At 37.7% G+C, this 21,530-nt stretch carries 24 protein-coding genes; 16 read left to right on the top strand and 8 right to left on the bottom strand.

All coding sequences use genetic code 11. From position 1 onward, the window contains the following. The first annotated feature begins 105 nt into the window (after positions 1-105). Positions 106-711 (top strand): hypothetical protein, encoded by a 606-nt coding sequence (locus SHI21_RS03765; protein ID WP_323574785.1) that lies wholly within the window; start codon positions 106-108, stop codon positions 709-711. Here the strand turns inward: SHI21_RS03765 and SHI21_RS03760 are convergent. After that, on the bottom strand, positions 679-1,308 hold the full coding sequence (locus tag SHI21_RS03760) for a histidine phosphatase family protein (RefSeq protein WP_323574784.1): 630 nt from the start codon (positions 1,306-1,308) through the stop codon (positions 679-681). The genes SHI21_RS03765 and SHI21_RS03760 overlap by 33 nt on opposite strands. A 40-nt stretch (positions 1,309-1,348) precedes the next feature. On the opposite strand from SHI21_RS03760, the gene SHI21_RS03755 reads away from it, so the two are divergent. The 5 genes from SHI21_RS03755 to SHI21_RS03735 all read left to right on the top strand — a co-directional run bounded on the left by SHI21_RS03755 (position 1,349) and on the right by SHI21_RS03735 (position 7,632). Continuing rightward, positions 1,349-1,888: a CopD family protein gene (locus SHI21_RS03755; RefSeq protein ID WP_323574783.1), complete on the top strand. Its 540-nt coding sequence runs from the start codon at positions 1,349-1,351 to the stop codon at positions 1,886-1,888. Further along, positions 1,885-2,280, top strand: coding sequence for a peptide-methionine (R)-S-oxide reductase MsrB (msrB, locus tag SHI21_RS03750; RefSeq protein ID WP_323574782.1), 396 nt, complete (start codon positions 1,885-1,887; stop codon positions 2,278-2,280). Before SHI21_RS03755 ends, msrB begins: the two co-directional genes overlap by 4 nt. A gap of 127 nt (positions 2,281-2,407) precedes the next feature. Next, entirely contained in the window at positions 2,408-3,073 is a 666-nt protein-coding gene (locus SHI21_RS03745) for a TetR/AcrR family transcriptional regulator (protein WP_323574781.1), read from the top strand. 3 nt (positions 3,074-3,076) lie between these two features. Further along, entirely contained in the window at positions 3,077-4,504 is a 1,428-nt protein-coding gene (locus SHI21_RS03740) for a TolC family protein (RefSeq protein WP_323574780.1), read from the top strand. Continuing rightward, complete coding sequence (locus SHI21_RS03735) at positions 4,501-7,632, top strand: efflux RND transporter permease subunit (protein WP_323574779.1); 3,132 nt, start codon at positions 4,501-4,503, stop codon at positions 7,630-7,632. Before SHI21_RS03740 ends, SHI21_RS03735 begins: the two co-directional genes overlap by 4 nt. 129 nt (positions 7,633-7,761) lie before the next feature. Here SHI21_RS03735 and SHI21_RS03730 read toward each other — a convergent pair whose 3' ends face one another. Beyond that, positions 7,762-8,898 carry an aminotransferase class I/II-fold pyridoxal phosphate-dependent enzyme gene (locus tag SHI21_RS03730; protein ID WP_323574778.1) on the bottom strand — a complete coding sequence of 379 codons (1,137 nt, stop codon included), beginning with the start codon at positions 8,896-8,898 and terminating at the stop codon, positions 7,762-7,764. Between the two features lie 114 nt (positions 8,899-9,012). On the opposite strand from SHI21_RS03730, the gene mtnB reads away from it, so the two are divergent. The 3 genes from mtnB to mtnC are packed head-to-tail and all read left to right on the top strand — an operon-like array spanning position 9,013 to position 10,862. Beyond that, entirely contained in the window at positions 9,013-9,660 is a 648-nt protein-coding gene (gene mtnB / locus SHI21_RS03725; RefSeq protein WP_323574777.1) for a methylthioribulose 1-phosphate dehydratase, read from the top strand. A 3-nt stretch (positions 9,661-9,663) separates the two neighbouring features. After that, positions 9,664-10,185 carry a 1,2-dihydroxy-3-keto-5-methylthiopentene dioxygenase gene (locus SHI21_RS03720; protein ID WP_323574776.1) on the top strand — a complete coding sequence of 174 codons (522 nt, stop codon included), beginning with the start codon at positions 9,664-9,666 and terminating at the stop codon, positions 10,183-10,185. Next, positions 10,182-10,862 (top strand): acireductone synthase, encoded by a 681-nt coding sequence (mtnC, locus tag SHI21_RS03715; RefSeq protein WP_323574775.1) that lies wholly within the window; start codon positions 10,182-10,184, stop codon positions 10,860-10,862. Before SHI21_RS03720 ends, mtnC begins: the two co-directional genes overlap by 4 nt. On the opposite strand, the gene SHI21_RS03710 is transcribed toward mtnC, so the two are convergent. From SHI21_RS03710 to SHI21_RS03700, 3 genes are read right to left on the bottom strand one after another with little or no spacing between them, the layout of a single operon-like run. Then, the gene (locus SHI21_RS03710; RefSeq protein ID WP_323574774.1) at positions 10,859-11,845 is read right to left on the bottom strand and encodes a hypothetical protein; all 987 of its coding nucleotides are present in this window, start codon (positions 11,843-11,845) and stop codon (positions 10,859-10,861) included. The genes mtnC and SHI21_RS03710 overlap by 4 nt on opposite strands. A gap of 46 nt (positions 11,846-11,891) precedes the next feature. Then, positions 11,892-12,506: a YkgJ family cysteine cluster protein gene (locus SHI21_RS03705; protein WP_323574773.1), complete on the bottom strand. Its 615-nt coding sequence runs from the start codon at positions 12,504-12,506 to the stop codon at positions 11,892-11,894. Continuing rightward, the gene (locus SHI21_RS03700) at positions 12,475-13,692 is read right to left on the bottom strand and encodes a GumC domain-containing protein (protein WP_323574772.1); all 1,218 of its coding nucleotides are present in this window, start codon (positions 13,690-13,692) and stop codon (positions 12,475-12,477) included. Before SHI21_RS03700 ends, SHI21_RS03705 begins: the two co-directional genes overlap by 32 nt. 108 nt (positions 13,693-13,800) lie before the next feature. On the opposite strand from SHI21_RS03700, the gene SHI21_RS03695 reads away from it, so the two are divergent. Both SHI21_RS03695 and SHI21_RS03690 read left to right on the top strand, forming a co-directional pair. After that, complete coding sequence (locus tag SHI21_RS03695) at positions 13,801-14,325, top strand: SLBB domain-containing protein (protein ID WP_323574771.1); 525 nt, start codon at positions 13,801-13,803, stop codon at positions 14,323-14,325. Further along, complete coding sequence (locus SHI21_RS03690; protein WP_323574770.1) at positions 14,325-15,656, top strand: O-antigen ligase family protein; 1,332 nt, start codon at positions 14,325-14,327, stop codon at positions 15,654-15,656. The genes SHI21_RS03695 and SHI21_RS03690 overlap by 1 nt, the downstream gene beginning before the upstream one ends. A gap of 157 nt (positions 15,657-15,813) precedes the next feature. Here the strand turns inward: SHI21_RS03690 and SHI21_RS03685 are convergent, their stop codons facing one another. Genes SHI21_RS03685 through SHI21_RS03675 form a run of 3 tightly spaced genes read right to left on the bottom strand, consistent with a single transcriptional unit; the run spans position 15,814 to position 18,744 of the window. After that, positions 15,814-16,923 carry a 2-aminoethylphosphonate aminotransferase gene (locus SHI21_RS03685; protein ID WP_323574769.1) on the bottom strand — a complete coding sequence of 370 codons (1,110 nt, stop codon included), beginning with the start codon at positions 16,921-16,923 and terminating at the stop codon, positions 15,814-15,816. 43 nt (positions 16,924-16,966) lie between these two features. Then, positions 16,967-17,503 (bottom strand): response regulator transcription factor, encoded by a 537-nt coding sequence (locus SHI21_RS03680; protein WP_323574768.1) that lies wholly within the window; start codon positions 17,501-17,503, stop codon positions 16,967-16,969. After that, the gene (locus tag SHI21_RS03675; RefSeq protein ID WP_323574767.1) at positions 17,503-18,744 is read right to left on the bottom strand and encodes an ATP-binding protein; all 1,242 of its coding nucleotides are present in this window, start codon (positions 18,742-18,744) and stop codon (positions 17,503-17,505) included. Before SHI21_RS03675 ends, SHI21_RS03680 begins: the two co-directional genes overlap by 1 nt. Before the next feature lie 91 nt (positions 18,745-18,835). Between SHI21_RS03675 and SHI21_RS03670 the strand changes: the two genes are divergently transcribed. The 5 genes from SHI21_RS03670 (at position 18,836) to SHI21_RS03650 (ending at position 21,472) form a co-directional block, all read left to right on the top strand. Continuing rightward, complete coding sequence (locus SHI21_RS03670; RefSeq protein ID WP_323574766.1) at positions 18,836-19,222, top strand: hypothetical protein; 387 nt, start codon at positions 18,836-18,838, stop codon at positions 19,220-19,222. Between the two features lie 5 nt (positions 19,223-19,227). Then, positions 19,228-19,758 carry a redoxin domain-containing protein gene (locus tag SHI21_RS03665; RefSeq protein WP_323574765.1) on the top strand — a complete coding sequence of 177 codons (531 nt, stop codon included), beginning with the start codon at positions 19,228-19,230 and terminating at the stop codon, positions 19,756-19,758. Next, on the top strand, positions 19,740-20,168 hold the full coding sequence (locus SHI21_RS03660) for a hypothetical protein (protein WP_323574764.1): 429 nt from the start codon (positions 19,740-19,742) through the stop codon (positions 20,166-20,168). The genes SHI21_RS03665 and SHI21_RS03660 overlap by 19 nt, the downstream gene beginning before the upstream one ends. Continuing rightward, entirely contained in the window at positions 20,144-21,013 is an 870-nt protein-coding gene (locus tag SHI21_RS03655) for a hypothetical protein (RefSeq protein ID WP_323574763.1), read from the top strand. Before SHI21_RS03660 ends, SHI21_RS03655 begins: the two co-directional genes overlap by 25 nt. Before the next feature lie 90 nt (positions 21,014-21,103). Then, positions 21,104-21,472 carry a hypothetical protein gene (locus SHI21_RS03650; RefSeq protein ID WP_323574762.1) on the top strand — a complete coding sequence of 123 codons (369 nt, stop codon included), beginning with the start codon at positions 21,104-21,106 and terminating at the stop codon, positions 21,470-21,472. The last annotated feature ends 58 nt before the right edge of the window (positions 21,473-21,530 follow it).

Below are 21,530 nucleotides of genomic sequence, written 5' to 3'. Positions count from 1 at the left end.
ACAAAATTTGTTATCAATAAATTTTACTGGAATTTCTTGCCGAAATCTTTAGATTCTCTTAAGAATATTAATTTATTTAGTCCTTACTATCGAATAGGTATTCATATGAAAAAACTAACAATGCTTTTAATTTTTCTGACGACTATTCAACTCAGTTTCGCAGCTGACACTCCTACTTACGTTCGCATTGATTACGGAATGGGAGAATTTAAAAGCGATAAATACGATTCACTTAATTCTAAACCAAAAGGTTCAACAATTGGTGCCTCTATCGGTTCAAAAATGAGTTATGTGGAATTGGGAGTTTTCTATAGAAAAATGTCACTGGAAGCAGATATCACTCATGATGGTTCGGCCAATAAAATTATTCATGATGGAAAAACATTCGGAGTCGATATGAATGTTTTTCTCAATAACCACTTAAGCCTTAAGTTAGGTTATGCCTTTAATAACTACAAAGAAAAATTGGGAACAGCTGTAAGCGCTCCTGTATTAAGTGCCATCAAAACTTCTTATAGCCTAGAAGAAACTCACACGACTTCCAATATCTTCTATGGTGCCAACCTGGATATTTTTGGTGCTAAGAAATTTGATATCTACACTTCTATCCTCCATTTTCCAATGGGAGATAGCAAAAGTGCGACTACCGTACAGGCAGGGATTAGAATGTATATGGATTTAAGTTTTTCCGATTTCTTTGGAATGAACTAAACATTCAAATGGATTTGAATCAGCGATGAATTTTTTTTCTTCATGATCATAGATAATTCTATAAAGAACACAATTAGGTATCGCGATTGTAGGATGATCTTCAGGCAAAAATGTGTGAAGAGTATTTCTTAAGGCCGCACCATGTGTGCTGATCCCAATATTTTGATGATCTGTCGTTTCAATTAAATACATAAGTGTTTCAACGATGCGGTCGCGAGCGGCCTTTCTCGATTCTCCACCGGGAAAACCAATATGATCGAACTCGCTTCTAAAGTTCATTAATTTTTCCCAAATCTCAGGTCCAAAAGCATCAATGGCCTCATTAAAGAGCATCCCTTCAGCTTCACCGAAATGAGTTTCGCGTAATCTTGAATCAACAATAAGTGGGATGGATTTACTTGAAGCGACAGTTTTACCTGTAACTAAGGCGCGCTCCAGATCGCTGCTTACAATAATATCAAGAGGAACATGCTCAAGCCTGGCAGCTAAATCGAGAGCTTGCGCTACTCCATTACTATTGAGTGGAATGTTAGTATGCCCCTGACAGCGGCGCTCTACGTTCCAATCGGTCTCTCCATGACGAAATATATAAAACACTCTATTCATACTCAGCAATCTATCCTAGAATTCATTAGCAATGAACTATTTAATATTTAAATCTCTACACATCATTTCAGTGGTCACTTGGTTTGCGGGACTCTTCTACATGCCAAGACTCTTCGTCTATTTTGCCGAAGCAGAAACAAAACCTGAAACTGAAAAAACAATCCTTCAAAATCAATTTAAAATTATGCAAAGACGTTTGTGGTATGGAATCACCATCCCATCAAGCATTGCTGTTTTAATTTTTGGTGGATCGCTTTTGCAAAACTTCATGCCAATTACTGACCATCCATGGTTGGTGTTGAAATTGCTTTTTGTGGCAGGACTCTATGCTTACTTCTTTTTCCTGCACAAGATTTTCAAACAACAACAAAACAATATTATAGCATTTTCCCCAATGTCGTTGAGAGTTATTAACGAAATCTCCACAATATTTTTATTTGCCATAGTCTTTCTGGTTATTCTAAAAAATATAATGAATATGGTTTATGGAATAATCGCTTTAGTCGGTTTTATCCTGATCCTTATGATTGCTATTAAAGTCTACAAAAACATTAGAGAGCGTGCAGCATGAGTTCAAATAAACCAGATAATAATGAAGAATGGAAAAATAAACTTTCAAACGATGAATTTGAAATCCTAAGAATGTGTGGAACTGAAAGACCATTTTCAGGAAAATATAATTCTTTTTATGAAGAAGGTGTTTATCACTGCGCTGCTTGTGGTGCTGAACTTTTTGATTCAAAAACTAAATTCGACTCTGGAAGTGGATGGCCATCATTCTATGATGTTTTAAAAACTTCTAACGTAAAACTTCTAGAAGATACTGCTCACGGAATGAAGAGAATCGAAATCCGCTGTAACCAATGCAATTCTCACCTAGGCCACGTCTTTAACGACGGCCCACCTCCAACCGGACTTAGATACTGCATCAACTCTATCGCGCTGAAACACCATAAATCTTAGATATTATTAGTCCTATGATCGAACTTAAAACAAGTGTTTTATTTATTTAAACAACCGTGTTAGCATCTCAAACAATCGTTTGATACGTTATGCCATCGTTTTTTAATACGATTTAGGGCCTTATTGTATGGTGAAAGAAAAATCCGACAGCTGCTTCTTTTTTAAGAAAGCGCCTCCGTCTGAAAAAACAAAAGATCTCATTCTCGAAGAAGCAAAAAAACAATTCTCTGAAAAAGGATATGAAGGCGTCTCTGTGCGCGATATTTGCGATGCTGCTGGTGCCAATGTAAGTGCTATTAAATATCACTTCGGTGGCAAAGAAGGTTTATACCGCGAATGTTTTCTTCATCACGGCAGAGAGAGTCTGCAAAAAGCAGAAAAGTATCTCACAAAATCAAATACAGTCGAAGAATTAAAAATTCGTCTTAAATTATTTTCCGAAGAATTTATTAAAGACGGTCTGCAAAATAGCCAGGCCACAAAAATGATTTGTCGTGAAATTGAAAATCAAAATCCAGTCATTCAAGATATTTTTGAAACAACATTTTTAAAAACATACATATTGTTCGTAGAGTTTTTTGTCGATGCCCAAAATAAAGGTTTAATTAGAAAAGATCTCAACACTCATTTCGTTACTTCATTCGTCTTCAACTCGCTGACCTCATCAATGAGATCAGACCACGTTGCTGAAAAACATTTTAACCTCACTTTAAAAGACCCAGCTTATAGAGATCAATTTATAAATAACCTTATCTCCATCATGTTTGATGGTATTAAAAATCAGGAGCAATAGTATATGAAGCCCACTTGTATGAAGGCCATGCTCGCGGTCCTTGCCCTCGTGCCGAGTCTCGGTTTTTCAGCGCAATTAACACTTAATGATTTCCTGACTCAAGTTCAGGAAAAAAACCAAGGTGTCGTTGCTAACAAATTAGTAGCTGAAGGAACAGAAGCGCGCGAAGAAGAAGGAAGACTTATCTTCCGTCCAAGCTTATTTGCTCAAGGCCAGGTTATGGTTGATAAAAGACCAGTAGCGAATACGGCCACTCAAGGTGACAGAACAGACACTCAGTACGCAACTGCTGGTCTGGCACAGAACTTTAACTTCGGTTTAAAAGGGCAATTGAGTTATACGCTTTATCATACAAAAATTTACAATGCGGGACAGACTTTTGTTCCTGTTGCAGACTTTAATGATGGTATAGCTAAAATTGAACTTTCCCAGTCTCTTTGGAGAAACTGGAACGGAAAAGAAAATAAAGCTCAAGCAGACTTAATCGATGCTCAGGCAAAAGCTTCAAAGCATATTGCAAACTTTACAGTTCAAACAACTCTGGCAAGTGCTGAATCAATTTACTGGTCACTTTCTCAAACGAAAAAAGTAATTCAAGTTCAAAGAGACAATCTGGCACGTGCTCAACAAATTAGATCATGGAACTCACGCAGAGTGAACAGTGGTCTTTCTGAGCGCTCAGACTTTTTACAAGCTGATTCGAACTTAAAATTAAGTGAATACAATTTGCAAAGCGCTCTTCAACAGCAAAACTTATTACAAAGATCATTCAACTCAATGAGAGGAATTGACAGCAATATCGTAAGTGAAGACCTTGAAGCAGTTGATAGCAAAAACCTAAAAGCTTTAGCTCCTCCGTCAAAAGACGATCTTCGTGAAGATACAAAAGCTGCCCTTGAGCAACAAAACTTAGCGAAAGCTAGTGCTGCTCTGGCCATCGAACGCAACAGACCAACATTTGAACTTTACGGTTCATACGCTTTCAATGGAAGAGACCCGGAAAGAACTGACGCTATTTCAAACTCTTTTAAAAATGATCACTCAACAAGTGCGATCGGTGTAAGGTTTAATACTCCACTTGATTTCGGAACAACTCATTCAGCGATTGATGGATATAAAAAAGAACAAATCGCAGCTGAATACAATTACCAAAGAAGAGTTTTTGATCAAGACAGAGAATGGAATGATCTAATCACTCGATTTGAAGATGCAAAAGTCAGACTTGATTACGCTGAGAAGATTTCAGAAGCACAAAGAGTTAAAACAACTAATGAAAGAACCCGCCTGAATAACGGTCGTACAACGACTTTCCAGGTTTTAATTTTCGAATTGGATTTAGCTCAAGCTGATGTACTAAGAATTCAAACTGAAACAGACTTACTTAACATTTATGCCCAATTAAAAATTTTTAGTGCCGGAGGTGCCAAGTGAATTTGGCTTCATTATCAATCAAAAGACCCGTCTTCATTACGTGTATCGTAACTGTAATTCTGGTAGTTGGATGGCTCTCTCTTAAGAAGCTGCCAGTCGACTTATTTCCAAACGTAACTTTTCCGATTGTTACTGTGACTACGACTTATCCAGGTGCTGGTCCGGAAGAAGTTGAAACACTCGTTTCAAAAATTTATGAAGAAGAACTTTCAAACGTTCCTGGCCTTAAAAAACTTTCTTCACAAAACCTTGAAGCCGTTTCAATCATCATCGCCGAGTTCAATCTTGACGTAGATATTAAGTACGCTGAACAGCAAGTTCGCGACAAAGTAGCTGCGGCCAGAAAAAAACTTCCAACTGATATTGATGAGCCGGTTATCAGAAAGATCGACCCTGCCGATCAGCCGATTATCACCATCTCAGTTGAATCTGATCTTCCGGATGGAGAACTTTACCAATACGTAGACAAAAAGATTAAGCCAATGATCGAACAGGTCAACCAGGTTGGTCTTGTTGATATTTACGGTGGTAGAAAAAGAGAAATTAAAGTTGAACTTGACCGCAATAAACTAAAAGCAAGAGAGATTTCAGCAAGTCAGGTTTCAGAAAGATTAAAAATCTCTGGTCAAAACATTCCAGCAGGTAAAATTTCTGGGCATACGAATGATACCGTTTTCAGAACTCTTGGTGAATACAAGACTATTAAAGAAATCGAATCAACAATCGTTAACTTCTTAGGAAATGATGTTCCTATTACAGTTAAAGATATTGGGACAGTTAAGGACTCTCTTGAAGAAAGAAAGACTTATGCTTATTACAATGGAAAATCTTCGATTCTTTTATCTGTTTATAAACAATCTGGATCAAACACAATTGGTGTTGCTAAAGGGATTAAAAAGCAAGTTGAGAAAATCAACGCTAATTTGAAAGCCCAAAAACAAAACATGGCCCTTCAAGTTGTTCGCGACGGATCTAAAATGATCGACGCTAACGTTTACGACGTTTATGAAACGATCATCATCGGTATGATCCTTACCATCATTGTTGTATTCTTCTTCTTAGGTTCTGTTAGATCGACAATCATTACCGGTCTGGCACTTCCCAACTCGCTTTTAGGTGCATTCATTTTATTAGCTGCTGCCGGATTTACAGTTAACATCATGACACTTCTTGCTCTCTCCCTGGCCGTAGGTCTCTTGATCGATGATGCCATCGTTGTACGTGAAAACATTTTCCGTCACATTGAAATGGGTGCAGATCCGGTTAAGGCCGCAATCGAAGGGACAACGGAAGTTACACTTGCCGTAGTTGCCACAACACTGACAGTTATCGCCGTATTTGCTCCGATCTCATTTTTAGATGGAGTTGTTGGTCAATTCTTTAAAGAGTTCGGTCTGACAGTTTGTTTTGCGATGATCATTTCTCTATTTGATGCTCTTACAATGGCGCCAATGTTATCTGCATACTTCGCTGGTAAAATTGACCACCACGATCCAAACGTTCCAAAAGTAAGAAAAGGTATCTGGGATAACACTGTTGGTGTAGTTCTTGATAAATTTAACGATTTCCAAAACTGGTTAGAAGATATTTATGTTCACGTTTTAAAGTTTACTCTAAGACGTCCGTTTGTGGTTCTTCTTGTATCGACACTGATTTTCTTTGCTTCATTTGCAGCACTAAAATTTGTACCAAAAACTTTCCTTCCTCCTCAAGACTCGGGTGAATTCATGGTTGCTATCGACCAGAAACCGGGAACAAGCTTAGATGGAATGAACGAGTTAGGAAAAACTGTTGATACTCTTATCAGAAACAACAAAGAAGTTGCTTACACAGTTCTTCAAGTTGGAGATCAGAATGGCCAGCCAGAAAAGGCCAGCATTTTCGTAACACTTATTCCAGCTAAAGAAAGAAAAGGCACAAACACAACTGCTGTTAAAGCACGCGTTCGTGAGCAGTTAAAACCATACGCTTATGCTAACCCTGCCGTTAAAGATATCGATAACGTCGGTGGAGGTCAGCGTCCATTCAACATCAACATTGTTGGTGATGATATGAAAGAAATTGAAAAGTACTCAGGACTGTTACTTGAAAAAATCAAGAACCACCCTGCTCTACTGGACGTTGATACTTCTAGCCGTCCAGGTAAACCAGAATTCCAGGTTATCCCGGATAGAAATAAAGCAGAAAGACTTGGGGTTTCAACAACTCTTCTAGGTGCTGAACTTAGAACGCAGGTTGAAGGATCAACTCCAGCAGTCTTCCGTGAGTTTGGTGAAGAGTACGACATTCGTGTTCGTATGCAAGAAGATCAACGCGATATTAAAAAAGCGTACAACTCGATCTACATTCCAAACATCAACAACTCGCTTATTAAGTTAAGTAACGTAGCGAAGCCTTTTGATACAACAGGGCCTGCAAACATCAATCGTCAGGACCGTGGACGTTATATTCAGCTATCTGCTGACGTAGCTCCTAATGGACCTGGTATGGGTGGAGCAATCACTGATATCAAACGTATTTTAGATGAAGAAATTAAATTACCAAACAACATGAGATACCAATTCGTAGGCCAAGCTGAAAACTTCCAGGAGTTAATGGTTAACATGGTTGTTGCCGGTGGTTTAGGGATCATGTTCATCTACTTCGTTCTAGCATCTCTCTATGAATCGTTTGTTACACCATTCACCATCATGCTCGTGTTACCACTTGCAATGTGTGGAGCTTTCTACGCTCTTGCTCTAACTGGAGCATCGCTGGATCTGTTCTCAATGATTGGTTGTATTATGCTTCTTGGGGTTGCAACGAAGAACTCTATTCTACTCGTCGACTATGCTCACCAGCAAGTTGAAGGTGGAATGAGTTTATCTGAGGCGATCATCGCTTCTGGAAAAGCCCGTCTTCGTCCAATTCTTATGACGTCGTTTGCCCTTATCGGAGGAATGCTTCCTCTTGCTATCGGATTAAACGAAGCTTCAAAACAAAGAACATCTATGGGTATTGCAGTTATCGGAGGATTAATTTCTTCGACTCTACTTACTCTAGTGGTTATCCCAGCGGCCTACTCGTATGTTGAAAGATTTAGAGTGTGGTCTGGAAAAATTATGAAGAAGATATTTGTCGCTTCGTAATTGTAAAGTCAAAGATGAAGGCCCTCGAAAGAGGGCCTTTTTTGTGGTCAGAACTCTATTTTAAAAAAATCATCTCGTTTTATTTTCAAACATAATCAAAACAGTCCACTGGACTGTTTTGTCTGCCCACTATTTCAAATTAGCTAAAGCTGCTTCTAATGTTTCATCTTTCTTAGCAAAACAAAAACGAATCATCTTCGTCCCTTCATCAGACTTAATATAAAAAGCTGAAGTCGGAATCGTCGCTACTTTCTTTTCGACAATTAATTTTTTGCAGTAATCAACATCGTTTTCCCCTTCCGGTAAAAACGCCATCGCAAAGTATGTCCCTTGCGGATTAGAAACATTAAACCCACATTCCTTTAACCCTGAAATAAGCAGATTTCTTTTTCTTAAATAATCAGCTTTGAACTCAACCAAGTACTCATCCATTTTCACAAGTGCTTCGGCCATCGCCCATTGAAATGGTTGAGACACTGCAAATGTAGAAAACTGGTGAACATTGTGAATCGCTTTAATAATATGAGCAGGGCCAATTGCCCAACCAATTTTCCATCCAGTTAAACCAAACGTTTTTCCTGTTGAAGAAATCGTAATCGTGCGATTTGCAAGATCACCATATGTTGCTGTCGGTTTATGATCTACACCAAAAGTTAAGAACTCATAAACTTCATCAGATAAAATATAAAAATCATTCTCACGAGCAAGATTCCCAATTACTTCAATTTCTTCTGCTGTAAAAACTTTCCCCGTTGGATTGTGAGGATTGTTTACGATCAACAATTTTGTTTTAGAAGTCACTGCCGCTTTAAGCTCTTCAATATCAAAGTTAAAATTTGGTGCTTTCAATGTAACCGGAACAACCTTCGCTCCAGCAAGCTGAATTGAAGCTAAATAAGAATCATAAAACGGCTCAAGCACGATAACTTCGTCACCTGGATTTAAAATTCCCATGCACGTACAAAAAATTGCTTCGGTTGCCCCAGTAGTTACCACAACCTCACTAAGTGGGTTCACAGTAAAATCGTAGAAGCGTTTGTAATTGTGAGCGATGGCTTCTCTTAGAGGTAAAATCCCCATTGAAGGCGCGTATTGGTTCTTATTTTCATTCATGGCCTTAGAGGCAAGATCGATGACCCACTTAGGCCCATCAAAGTCAGGAAAGCCCTGAGAAAGGTTAATCGCTTTGTTCTCAATGGCCATTTTTGTCATTGTGGAAAAGATCGATTCTTTGAATTGCTCTACAGTATTGCTAAGTGGCTTCATATTCGTCCCGTTTTTCTTTGTTTTATACCCTTTCTTTACTACATACTCATGGCCAAAAAAAGAGACTTTTTATATATAGGGCAAATCTTACTTAAATTTATCCGGAAAAATACCGTGTCATTTATCATCAAGCCTCAAGATCTAGAAGAAATGAAGAAATTAGCTGCTCTGGTAAGAGTTATGAACACGCAAGGGCATAACCCTGCGACCAGCGGAAACTACTCTCTTCGTTCAAAAACTAACCCTGAAATCGCTCTGGTTTCTGAGTCTGGAATCGATAAAAGTAAATTCACAGAAGAAAACTTTCTACCGCTTTATCACGGTACAAGACAGATGCTTGAAAGTTACACAAACACTGGCAGAAAATCTTCTGATGAAACAGACATTCACTTAACGATTTATCAAATCACAAAAGCCAACTGTGTTCTTCACAGTCACATGCTGGACGCTTTATTATTTGCCGATCTTTTCCAAGGAAAAGATTTCGCAACTATCAAACACCTTGAACTTTTAAAAGGTTTCAAAGGCGTTAAAACTCACGAACTAGAAATCAACATTCCTATTTTCGATAATACTCAAGACATCAGAAATCTTGCTGAAGAAATCAAACCTGCCATTTTATCTCAACCAAACAGCTATGGACTACTTCTTCGAGGTCACGGAATTTATGTTTGGGGAGAAACGGTAGAAGAAGCTAAGAGACACCTTGAAGTTTTCGAATACATTTTTAAATACTATTTAAACTCTGCAAGAAGGGCATAAGTCATGGCAAAATTATTTATCGCAAAAACTCAGGAAACAATCACTGACTTCGACAAGATTAAATCAATCTTAAATGGTCACAAGATTTTAATTGAAAAGTGGGAAGCGAATACAAAACTCGCTGACGATGCTGACCAAGAAACAATCCTTGCTGCTTACTCTCATGAATTAAAACCATTCATGGAAAAATATGGATTTGAAACGGCTGACGTTATTAACGTAACTCCAGCAACTCCTAACCTTCAAGCTATCAGAGAAAAATTCATGAAAGAACATCGTCACAGTGACGATGAAATCAGATTCTTCGTCGATGGAGAAGGAATCTTCTGGTTCCACCTTGATAACGACGAAGTGATCGCCGTGACATGTACAGCGGGTGACTTTATGTCAGTTCCAAAAAACTTCCGTCACTGGTTTGACCTTCACCCTAACTACTTTGTTAAAGCAATCCGTATCTTTTCAAACATGGAAGGATGGGTCCCTCTTTACACAAACTCTAATGTGGATGCAAAGTACAACCCATGAAATATATTTTAACTGATGTCGAAGGCACGACTACTTCAATTAGCTTTGTTCACGAAACACTTTTCCCTTTCGCCAAAGAAAGATTAAAAAGTTTCGTAGCAGAAAACTTAAACAACAATGATGTTCAGGAAATTTTGAAGCAGACTAAAGCGACAGCGAAAGCTGAAACTCAAAAAGACATTAGTGATGATGAAGCGACTGACTTGCTTCTTCATTGGATTAAAACTGATAGAAAGCATCCTGCTCTTAAAGACCTTCAAGGCCTTATTTGGGAAGGTGGTTATGTTTCTGGTCAGATTAAAGGGCATATCTACAAAGACGTCCCTGTCGCTTTAAAAGCATGGAAAGAAGCTGGATTAACTCTTGGGGTTTACTCTTCTGGATCTGTGAAAGCTCAACACTTAATTTTTGAATTCTCGACTGAAGGGAATTTAAGACCTTATTTTTCAAATCACTTCGATACGGCCGTAGGTCACAAACGTGAAGTAGCGTCTTATTCAAATATCTCTAATATTTTGAAAGTAGAGCCTTCCGAAATTCTCTTTCTTTCAGACATCAAAGAAGAACTAGATGCCGCCAGAGAGGCCGGAATGCAAACGATTCAACTCGTTCGTCAGAATGATGTTGTGATTGGTGATCATAAAACGGCACGAGACTTCAACGAAATTAAATTCTAGAAGCGCCACCAGAAATCCAGGTTTAATAAATAACCCTGTTTTCCAATTTTAAATTCAGAGAAGTCGTTTGAAGAAACCCCGATCATCGTGTGGAATTCTCTGTCGATAATATAGTATCCGACAGTCCCTCCGACTTTCTGCTTGTTAACATCGATTTTCGGCCCGAAGATCACTCGGTTCCAATTATTAAATAAGTATCCATATGCTAAAGACAACTCGAGGTTCAGGTCATTTTTATACTCTTCAGAGTTATATAAATACTCATCCTGAGGCTTCTGCGTGAACACTCTTAGTTTCACGTAAGAATTAAAATTAGAATTCGTTACCATGTCCAGGTATCCTGTGAACTGGTAAGAGCCTTTTTTCTTTTGGTGATAATACTGAAAACCGTTTTCAACTGAGATCTCATAATCATCATTATTAAAAACAGTATTCTTAACTGAAACGTTCAAAATGCTAAACATTGTAGAAACTAAATTCGTATTAAGCTGAGTTCTGGAAGTCAGACCGTACCCAAATATCGAAGGACCTACTAAAAATTCTTTTTTCACTAGATTAGCAGCAGTAAATCCTTGAGCAAGACCTCCATAAACCAGAGGACGGTATCTCGCTGCGGCCTTACGATTTTCTTTATAGAGTAAATCAATACGCGCCGGCATTTCAGTATTTTTTACTTTTGTCAGATCAACTTTTTTCAAGAAATTTTCCGGACGAATCATCCCACTTTTATTATGGGTCTGAACTGTGGCCGTAAAAAACTCTGCATCTGGATCCACAACTTCAACACGGGCATATCCAAGAATACTTTTAGTAGTATGTGAATAAATCAATAAAAGATCACCGGCCGTAACATCAACATTCATGTCCAGCTTTTGAACTCGAATCACATCATCATTCAGGATATCAGTAATAACGAATTCCTTTTCGTAACCAAAGGCCATAGGCGCTAAAATAAATAGCAAAATAGATAGAATAAATTTCATCTAAAAAAGCTAACATACTCTCTATAATTTTGGAAATTGATAATAACTAGTTGCGAGGACTCGCATTAAAACTTTCGTAGAATAAAACTTTTTCAAGGATCATCGCGAGAGACTCATTAATCGGGAATTCTTCTTCTGCCAGGCGCGGATCAAGGCAAGCAAGTTTGTTTTTTGATTGATCGATAAAAGGAATTTCAACATCGGTGAAATCCCTTTTCTGCAGCTTAGCGAAACTCTCAGGGTTTGTTTCTTTTAGTGTCGTACAAACCGAAAAATTGACTAGCCCATTTTTGTCATGTCTTGGAGCAACTCCAAAAGTGCGACAAACCAAAGGACGATATTTATATTCAGTACAAGTTCCCTTACCTGTCTTTTCATCCTGAACACTCAGAAAAAGGCAGCGGTCTTCTTTGATATCCTGGCATTTTTCCAAATAAGTTTCCGCTTCACCTCTATTAAGAAGTTCCATTGCTAAAGGAAGTAATTCAATGGGAGCGCAGTAGATATCAGCTTTAAAACAGCACTTTCCACACCCTGGAGGGCAGCTAAGTGAGTTAGTATTTTGAAATGCAGAAAATTTTTGGGAAATACTCTCAAACTCACCTAGTATCGCCGTAGTGATAAGGTGGTTAGGCGTTTGGTTTGAAGAGCTCGTAGACATATATACTAAACATCCCAATGACTTGTGAGAGCATTAACGAAATAAGCATCATTATTGCCAGTGACGGACTAGACTTTACCCTAGAAACTCGCTCCTGTTCCAATATATCTACTTTATTTTTTACATATGTTTTTTGCAAACCAATTCTTGCAAGACTGTCATTTAAAGAAGCAAAAATCTTGTATTCAAAGTCATGGTTGGCATTCATCTTCTGAATTTCATATTGCATTGGTACTAAACCGGTCTTTTGGTTTTCATAACTGCGCAAATACGACTTATAAGTTTTTAATTCAATTTCCAGGTCTTTGTTTTGATCTTCCAGCATTTTTACCTGAGAAGACTCATTGAACTTGCTGATAACACCTAGATCTCTGGCGCCACCATTTTTAATCTTTTCATTTAAAGAGTTCATACGGCTTGTATTGTTTGAAATCGCGATGCTTGTATCGTTGATGTTCTTCTTAAGCTCACTGATGTATTTCGAGCTATCACCTTTTTCTACATCTACTGACAGGATTTGATTCTTCTGCAACTTTTTAACAGTTGAGTTTTCAATTCCATCCAGTCTACCTCTGACACTTTCAAGCTCAGCATTGAAATAGTTTTCAGCACGATCCAGGTCTTCAAGCTCTCTATCAATAATATTTTTCTGCGCTTCTTTTAGTGCTTCATTCACCACTAAAACTGAAAGCTCACGGTTATTAGTTTTAACATTGATGACTAACACGCCACCTTTGGCAGAGTTAAAAGTAATGATGCCAGAAAGAACATTGGCAACATTATGAACATACTCAGGATTGCTTTCATTATCTTCAAACTTCTTAAAGAAATTTGTCAGTGCGATATTTCCTGTTTCCTTTTTAATTTGCAGAAGTCTTTGTGCAAGTGCCACATAATACTCATGAGTGTCTAAAACAATTTCTGCTCTATCGACAACATCTTCACCTTTCACTTCTGATGAAGTGGTCTCAGTTCCAGGTCCGGCCACACTGCTTAAAACCAGTTGTAGTTGACTGTTTCGTACATCTTTAATGATTAGTTTTCCAGTACCAGGATATGTCGGAAAGTATTTGTGTTTCACCAGGGCAGCAAGAGCGAAGATCAAAGCAAGCATCAAAAGATACTTCCAGCGCTTTGTAAAAATCAACAAGACTTGATGTAATGTAATTTCTTCGTTCGAGTTCATATTCTTCCTATAAAACGTTCTAGTTTTTTATTTAAAAAATTATTCCTATTTATAATTTCTGCTATTATAAAGGAAGTCATTTTTTTAAAGATCCAGGAGCTTTCGGCCATGAGACAACTGATTATCTGCCTTTTTACGTATAGTATTTTAATCAATCAAACTTTTGCGGCATCAGTTGATACTTCAAAGGCCACAAAATATAACCTTAGTTCCCCATCTGAATTTGTTTTTGAGTCTTACCCCAATCAGGAATTAATACCTATCAGACTTTTAGGTGCTGTAAAAAATGCAGGGCTTTACCACGTTCCGGCCAACATGAAATTAACTACATTGCTCTCTTTAGCGGGAGGAACGAACAATGAAGCGGACTTAGAAAATATTGTGATTGGTAATGATCAACAAGACATCAAGGCGCCTAATGGTGAGCAAAAGAAAAGCTTGAACCTAAATTTAGAAGACGTTTTGAAAAATGGCGCTAAAGACGACTATACATTGGCATCAAATGACATTGTTCTTATCAAAAATAAGAGTCCATTAGTAAGCAATGACTCATTCAGAATGATCTCGATTGTTTCAGTTATTTTAACGACTATCCTAACGGCCGTTATCATCCACGATAAGACTGATAAATAATGAACGGCCCAAAGTTTTCCGTTACAAAAATTATCGACTTTTGCTGTATCACTTTAATTGTTTTAATTTTTGTCTCAAAACTTTCATTTAAATGGATGCAGGTTGTTCCATACTCTGTTCCACCGTTTATTTTTCAATACGGATTACACCCTTTCATTAACTTCGGCCTGCAATTCATTATTGCTTTGATCCTTATTTATTATTGGCTAAAAACTAAAAGTCTCTATCCACTTTCAAAGTTTTATAAAATATTTATCTATACAATGTTTGCGGTGCTTTCGATCCAGACGCTTTTCCAGATTACCTTAGTGAACATCACTCAATCTGTGATCGTGCAGCTTGGTGGACTTGGAATGGCCATCATGTTGATCCTGGTTTACGGGGTGATCATCCCTTCAGTTTTCCCATTGGAGAAATTCATTAATTGGGTGAATAAAACCAGCTCGTCATTAGTTATTTTAAGTGTGCTTTTCCTTCCCGTTTTATTTCCTTTTATGTTCCGTGGTGGACGCTTTACTGGATTTTTCAAGCACATTCCACATATGGTAACCGCGAGTACAGCGGCCTTCATTTTTTTCCTGCCGAAAATTTTTCAGGATAAAATGTGGACACTAAAAAGTAATACACTTTTAAAATTAATCGGATTGTTTCTCATTACGCTTGCCGTTTTATTTACGGCGACTAAAGCAGCTTTCGTCACAATTTTAATCACAGGCTTCGTTGGAATCTTGATCTACGGATCTAAAAAAAGATCGATCAGATTATTTAAGTTCACCTTCCTTTCATGTTTTCTCATTTCTGTTTTACTTGTCGGTGCTCCCACTTCGCAATTCATGTACGAAGTCACAACTGGGAAAACTGGTTTTGGATTAAGACCTGCACAGGATGGGGTTTCTACAAGAATGGATGAAGTCTTCCGCGGCTGGGATATGTTCGAGCAAAGCCCCTATTTCGGACACGGTCTGCTCTACAAATTTTTCAGCGGTGCAAAAGAAGGGATCGAAGTTGAAAGCTATAATTCCTTCAAGGACCCACACAATATGTTCGTCTCGGCCGGCGTAATTGGTGGCTATCCACTGCTCGTTTTATCCATCATTGCTTATCTTTTAATGATCGCGGCCGTCTTAAAAGGCCTAAAAGAGGACGATGTGAACCGCCAAACCATGGCTCTCTTTCTCCTAGCTCATTTGCCGGTATTCGTCATTTATCACGCAAATTTCTCGCTAGGTGGTATGGGAGATCGATTGTATTGGCTAGTTTTCGGATACTTAGGTCAAGAGTGGAATTCTTTACGTAAAATTAATACTTCCCACGTTGGCATTCATCAATAAAAAATATATTAACTCCCATCTGATTTATTAATCAATGGGGAGTTTTTATGATCTGGAACAAAATTAGCAAGCTCGACGTTATTATTTTATGTCTGATCGTTATGGTAATCGCTGTTGGAGTGAGCCCACAACTTTAAACCCGAACGAGTGCTAAGAATTAGATAATCTTCTTAATTCTTAAATACTCTTCAAACACTACTAAGAAAGCTTCAATGTCGGCGGGGTAAATCTCGCCGATATTCGATAACCTGAAAGTGTTGATACTTCCCACCTTCCCCGGATAAATCGTAAAGCCTCTTTCAAATAAATAATCATGCATTTCGTTAAATGAATAATTCGCACTTTTTGGATCTAGGATCGCCGTTAACAATTTTGCGTGGTGTTTTTCCTCAACAAGAAATTCAAAGCCAAGTTCGCGTACACGCTTCTTCATAATTTCATACATTGAAGCATAACGAGAGTAACGGTTTTGTGCTCCTTCATTAAAGTACTCAGTCACTGCTTGTCTTAAAGCATACAGAGTTTGAACTGGTGGAGTGAAAAGGAATTGTTTGTTCTTCTGAAGGTATTCGTAGTTCGCCAGTAGGTTGAAATAAAAATTTCTCTTAATCGGCGCAGTCTTCTTTAAGTTTTCAAGACGAGCGATAACAAAACTAATTCCCGCCATTCCTTGAATACATTTATTTGAAGATGATACGAGGTAATCAACTTGATCACGTTCAACATCAATATCCATTCCTGCAAATGATGACATAGCATCAACGATATTTTCTAATCCATGTTTATGAGACATGTGACAGATTTCGCTTAGAGGATTCAAGATCCCTACAGTTGTTTCATGGTGAATGAAAGCAACGTGAGAGATTTCACTTTTATGATCCACAATCATTTTTTCTAGAACTTCTAAATCAACTGGTTTTGAAGCCGGGATGTTGTAATCAACATGTCCAATTCCATAAGCATCACAGATCGCTTGCATACGTTCACCGTAAGCGCCGTTGTTGATGATTAAAACTTTTTTACCATCAGGGATAACTGAAGTTAAACAAGCTTCAACTCCACCAGTTCCTGATGACGTAAGCATTACTGCTGTGTGATTTTTTTCACCGTGAGCAATTTTAATTAAATCATCTCTTACAGAAAGAGTCAGTTCACCGAACTCTAATTCTCTTGGACAAATATCTGGCACAACCATCGCGTTTTTTACTGAATCAGTTGTAGTTGCCGGACCTGGATTTAATAGAATATTGCGTTTAACAGTTTTCATGTTTACTCACGTTTAGAATTGAAATTTAGGTGCACATCCTAACCTAGAATGAGTCCCTGTGAAAGGGGTATTTTTTCAGCATTCGCTGGAGACTTTGGCGGTGAAGGCCCAGGATTTTAGCGGCCTTTGAAATATTGTTTTCACACTTCACCAACACATATTCAATATATTCGCGCTCTTTTTCGGCCAGAGTCATTTCTGACTCAGACAATTCGATCGCTTCTCCTGAATCAATTGGAGAATTTTGCATTGTGTGTAAAAGTAAATCGAATGAAACTGGTTTAGAAAGATAATTTATAGCGCCTAGTTTCATGGCCTCTACAGCAGTAGAAATTGTGCCAAAACCTGTGAGCATAATCATTTTAATCTCTTCATTCTGCTCTCGCAGTCCGACTAAAATATTAAGCCCATTTTCACCTTTAAGTCTTAAATCAACGATAGCGTGAGTAAAACCTTGAATAAGATTTTTAGGAACATCAACAAATTGAGTGTAGGCCTGAACTTCAATGTGACGATCTTGAAATTCTAAAACGAGTGAGCTGATAAAATTTTCATCGTCATCAATTAATAAAACTTTCATTAGTTTTCCTCAAAACGGGTAAGCGGCAATGACAATAGTGCGTGCACATTATTATTGTTGTTAAAGATTTTAAAATTCCCACGCATGACCAGTGCTGAATTAAAAGCATTGAAGAGTCCAAGACCTGCGCCTAGCTCTTTAGTGCTATTAAATGGCTCACCTAATTTCCCCAAGACACTCTCAGATAAGCTTGCTTTTTGATTGATGACTTCGAAATTTATAAATTCTTGATTATGATAAATCTTTAAAACAACACTCCCTTCGGGACTTGAATCAAAAGCATTATCAAAAAGATCCAATAGAGTTTGAGTTAGTAATTGTGGATGACAGCTGATGGTTTGGACATTGTCTTCAACTTGCAGAGATAACTCTGGATAAGAATTCTTAATTAAGTTCTCGCAGAAGTTTTTCACTTCAATATCTTCATTGAGCCCTACAGTCTTTTCAACTTTTAGCTGGGATAAATCACGCAAGGCCTGCTCACACTGGCCTAAGGCCATCAAAGCAGAATTGATATCATCTTTAGAAAAATCCTGATTCCTATTCATACGATCCAAGCGCAGTTTGATCGTATTTAAAGGAGTGGCCATTTGATGACAAAATCCAGATGTCATCGCTCCTACAACTTTCAAGTGATCCATTCTTTGTTTGTAGTTTTGTACACTCGCTAAACGTTTTTGAAAGTGACGGATAAAACTCATAAGCAGATTAAGTGTCACCCATAAAAGTGAGATGGTGAATAAGTGAGAATAGAAATGATGGTAGTTATGATGATCAGCATGTGCCGAAAGATAGAAACTTCCTACATGAATTCCGATAATGATCGTGAAGAAAAAATTCCAAAGAATTGGTAAAGTAATAATACCAACGATCAATGGGAGATAAAAAATTTCAACCAGTGGGTTTGCTTGAGACATGATTAACTTTAAGAAAATGAATAACTGGAAAAGATCAAATAGTAACTGAATCGCAAGCGAGAGCGTTGATACGGTCTTTTTCTCCTTCAGCCTGATGGTGATCACGGTATTGAAGATAACCAGGGCCATGATGCTTACAACGACTATGGCATAGGTGCCCCAGTTGAGCTGATTGCGGAATCCATAGGTTAGCGCGACTAAGAACTCCACCATCATAATTACCCAGCGCAGAGAGATAATTAGTGACGCTCTTAGATGATTCTCCTCAAGGTTACTTCCCAATGGAAACAACCACTTTCGCAATTGATTTAAGGCATTTGGCATAGTTGATTCTTCTTTAACTGCACCATTATGTTGCAGTGACAGTTTTAGTCTCTTCGTCTATAAAGAGACATCTAAATTAAACGGAGCCGTTATGAAGACCCTATTCTTATCTTTAATTTTTGTATCTTTTTTTACCAAAGCCTATGCGTGCCAACAAGATGAAATTAATTTTGTTAAAAATAATATTTGCGCAAGAGTCTCATGGGTTAAAGGCCCATCAATTAACGAGTTCAATACTGTCGTCGTTAATTTATCTGAAGATAAAGATTTAACATTAAATGTTCTTCCGTGGATGGTGATGATGGGGCACGAGCATGGATCTCGTCCAGTAACGACAAAAGTGGTTACACCAAGAGACTACCTGATTGAAAAAATTTACTTCATGGGTGGAATGAACGGACAGTGGTATTTAAAATTCCAATTACTAAATGATAAAAAAGAAGTTGTAGAAGAAGTTAGATCACCAGTTGATTTATAATAACTATGAAGAATCTACTTTTCATTATTCCATTCATTTTTAGCTTTAAAGCGAATACTGTGCAATTTCCAGTGCAGAAAGCTTATCCAGAAGCTCGTGAATTAAATATTGAATCGATTAAAAAAACAAAAGTCCTGGTATTCTTAAACAGGACTTGCCCTTGCACTCAACAAAACATTCCCTACTTAAATAAACTGGCGAAAGAGTTTCCTGAAATAGATTTCATTGGCGTGCATTCTAAAAAAGGCGGGACTCTTCAAGAAATCAAAGAAGTGGTTGAAGTTTATAAACCAGAATTTCCTGTTATTGATGACAACAACCTTGTCATTGCCAATCTCTTAAAAGCAAATCGTACTCCACAAGCTTTCATCTTAAATGAAAACAATGAAGTGCTTTACAACGGTGGTGTCACTGATAGAACCAATCCTACGAATGCCGGAAAAACTTACTTAAAAAATGCTCTAGCTGAAGTTAGTTCTCATAAAGAAATTACTGAAAAGGAAACAAGGTCACTTGGATGCGTTATTATAAGATAGTTTTCTTATTATTCATCTTCACTCTTGCAAGCTGCGGGAAATCACCTCTTTTGAATAAAGTGGGAAAAAACCTAAGCGAGAGCGCAGGTGGCGTTTTATTAAGTGAACAATTTAGAAATGAGCAACTTGGCTTTTCCATTAACTGGATTACACCTCCCGCACTTGATGACCTTTCATCTTTTGAATTTAAACTAGAGAGACCTCTAAAAAACAATCAAACATTAAATGTCTACATCTGGATGCCTGATATGGGCCACGGGTCTTCTCCCGTTGAAATGAAGCAGTTAAACTCTACTGACTATATCTTTAGTGAACTGGCCTTCATCATGCCTGGCCTTTGGGTTTTACACGTAGAAATTTTAGAAAATAATCAGGTAATGGATCAATGGCAAAAATCTATTACACTTTAATCACACTCTTATTTTGCACAAATCTTTACGCAGCTTCTTGCTGTGGCGGTGGTTCATCAGCTTCAAGCTTGATTGTTGGGGATCATTTACAAGAATGGACTTTCTCTACTCTACTTAGATCTGATATCGGTCAAACTAATAACAATGGTCAGGCCTTAATGGACGCTGACAATAATAAAGATCAAACTTTTACAACAAGTGTTGAGTATAAAAAACTATTCGGAGAGCGTGCTCAGGGCAATATGAGTTTAAACTTCACCCAAAAAGAATCCAAACGCCTGGGAAAAAATGAAACCTCATCAGGATTGGGCGATCTTGGTCTTGGTACTTTTTATGAAGCTGTGACAAATTACTCATACAACGAATGGCTTCCTCGTTTATTTGTAGGAGCAAAGTTCATCATTCCTTTCGGTGAAAATAATTTCAATTCTAAAAAAGAATTGAGAACTGACATCAGAGGAACTGGTTTTTATAAATTAGATATTCCTTTTGTTGCTGTAAAAAATGAATGGAAACTCAGTGCAACTCCACAATATCTTCCGAAACAAAAAAATCTTTCTTCGACTTATGCTTTCACGACTGCCGGAAGTTATACTTATTCATTCAATGATGAATTTGATTTTTCAACGACTCTTCAATGGAACTATCTGGCCGATAAAAAATACCAAACACAAAACTTAGTCTCAGGACAATACTGGGATATCACTCTGGCCCCAATGTGGATGTTCACTAAAACAACTTCGGTTAACTTAAGCTATACAGACTCAACTCTGTTGGGAAAAAGTAGAAATTCAGCACTTTATCGTTCAGTTTCAGTGGGAATGACTTGGTCTGAACTCCTTTAAGATAAATTAGGCCTGAAATTTTACATCAAGCCTAGATTAACTTCATTTAAAAAGCTAAATCCGGTTATCAATTTTTAAAATGGAGTCTTCATGAAAAATTTAATCCTCTTACTAGCTATGTCTTTTTCTGTATCAGCAATGGCCGTTGACTATACATGCTCGGGAACTGAACCTTTCTGGGGAATGAGTATTAAAGGCGACAAACTTTCTTACGATTATTACGGAGAAGTAGAAGTTAATAAAACTGAAAAAATTCTATCTCAAAAGTTTATGGCAGCAAGAGCGGATGATTTCGGTGTTGTAGCAAAAGCTAGAAAAGCAACTGCGACGATTGTTCTAAATGACCAGTGTTCTGATGGAATGAGTGATCAAACTTACTCACACTCAGCAGTTTTAGATATTAAAGCACTTCCAATGGTTCTTGAAGGATGCTGTAACGTGACTCCTGCTACAAAGTAATTGAACAAGTCTTTATAGAAGAGGTGAATATTTCCTAGGAAAGTCACCTCTTCCTCTC

The organism is Bacteriovorax sp. PP10 (assembly GCF_035013165.1).
GTDB classification, from domain to species: domain Bacteria; phylum Bdellovibrionota; class Bacteriovoracia; order Bacteriovoracales; family Bacteriovoracaceae; genus Bacteriovorax; species Bacteriovorax antarcticus.
The sequence above is the reverse complement of the archived record's forward strand: the minus strand, read 5'-3'. Positions and strand labels throughout refer to the sequence as shown.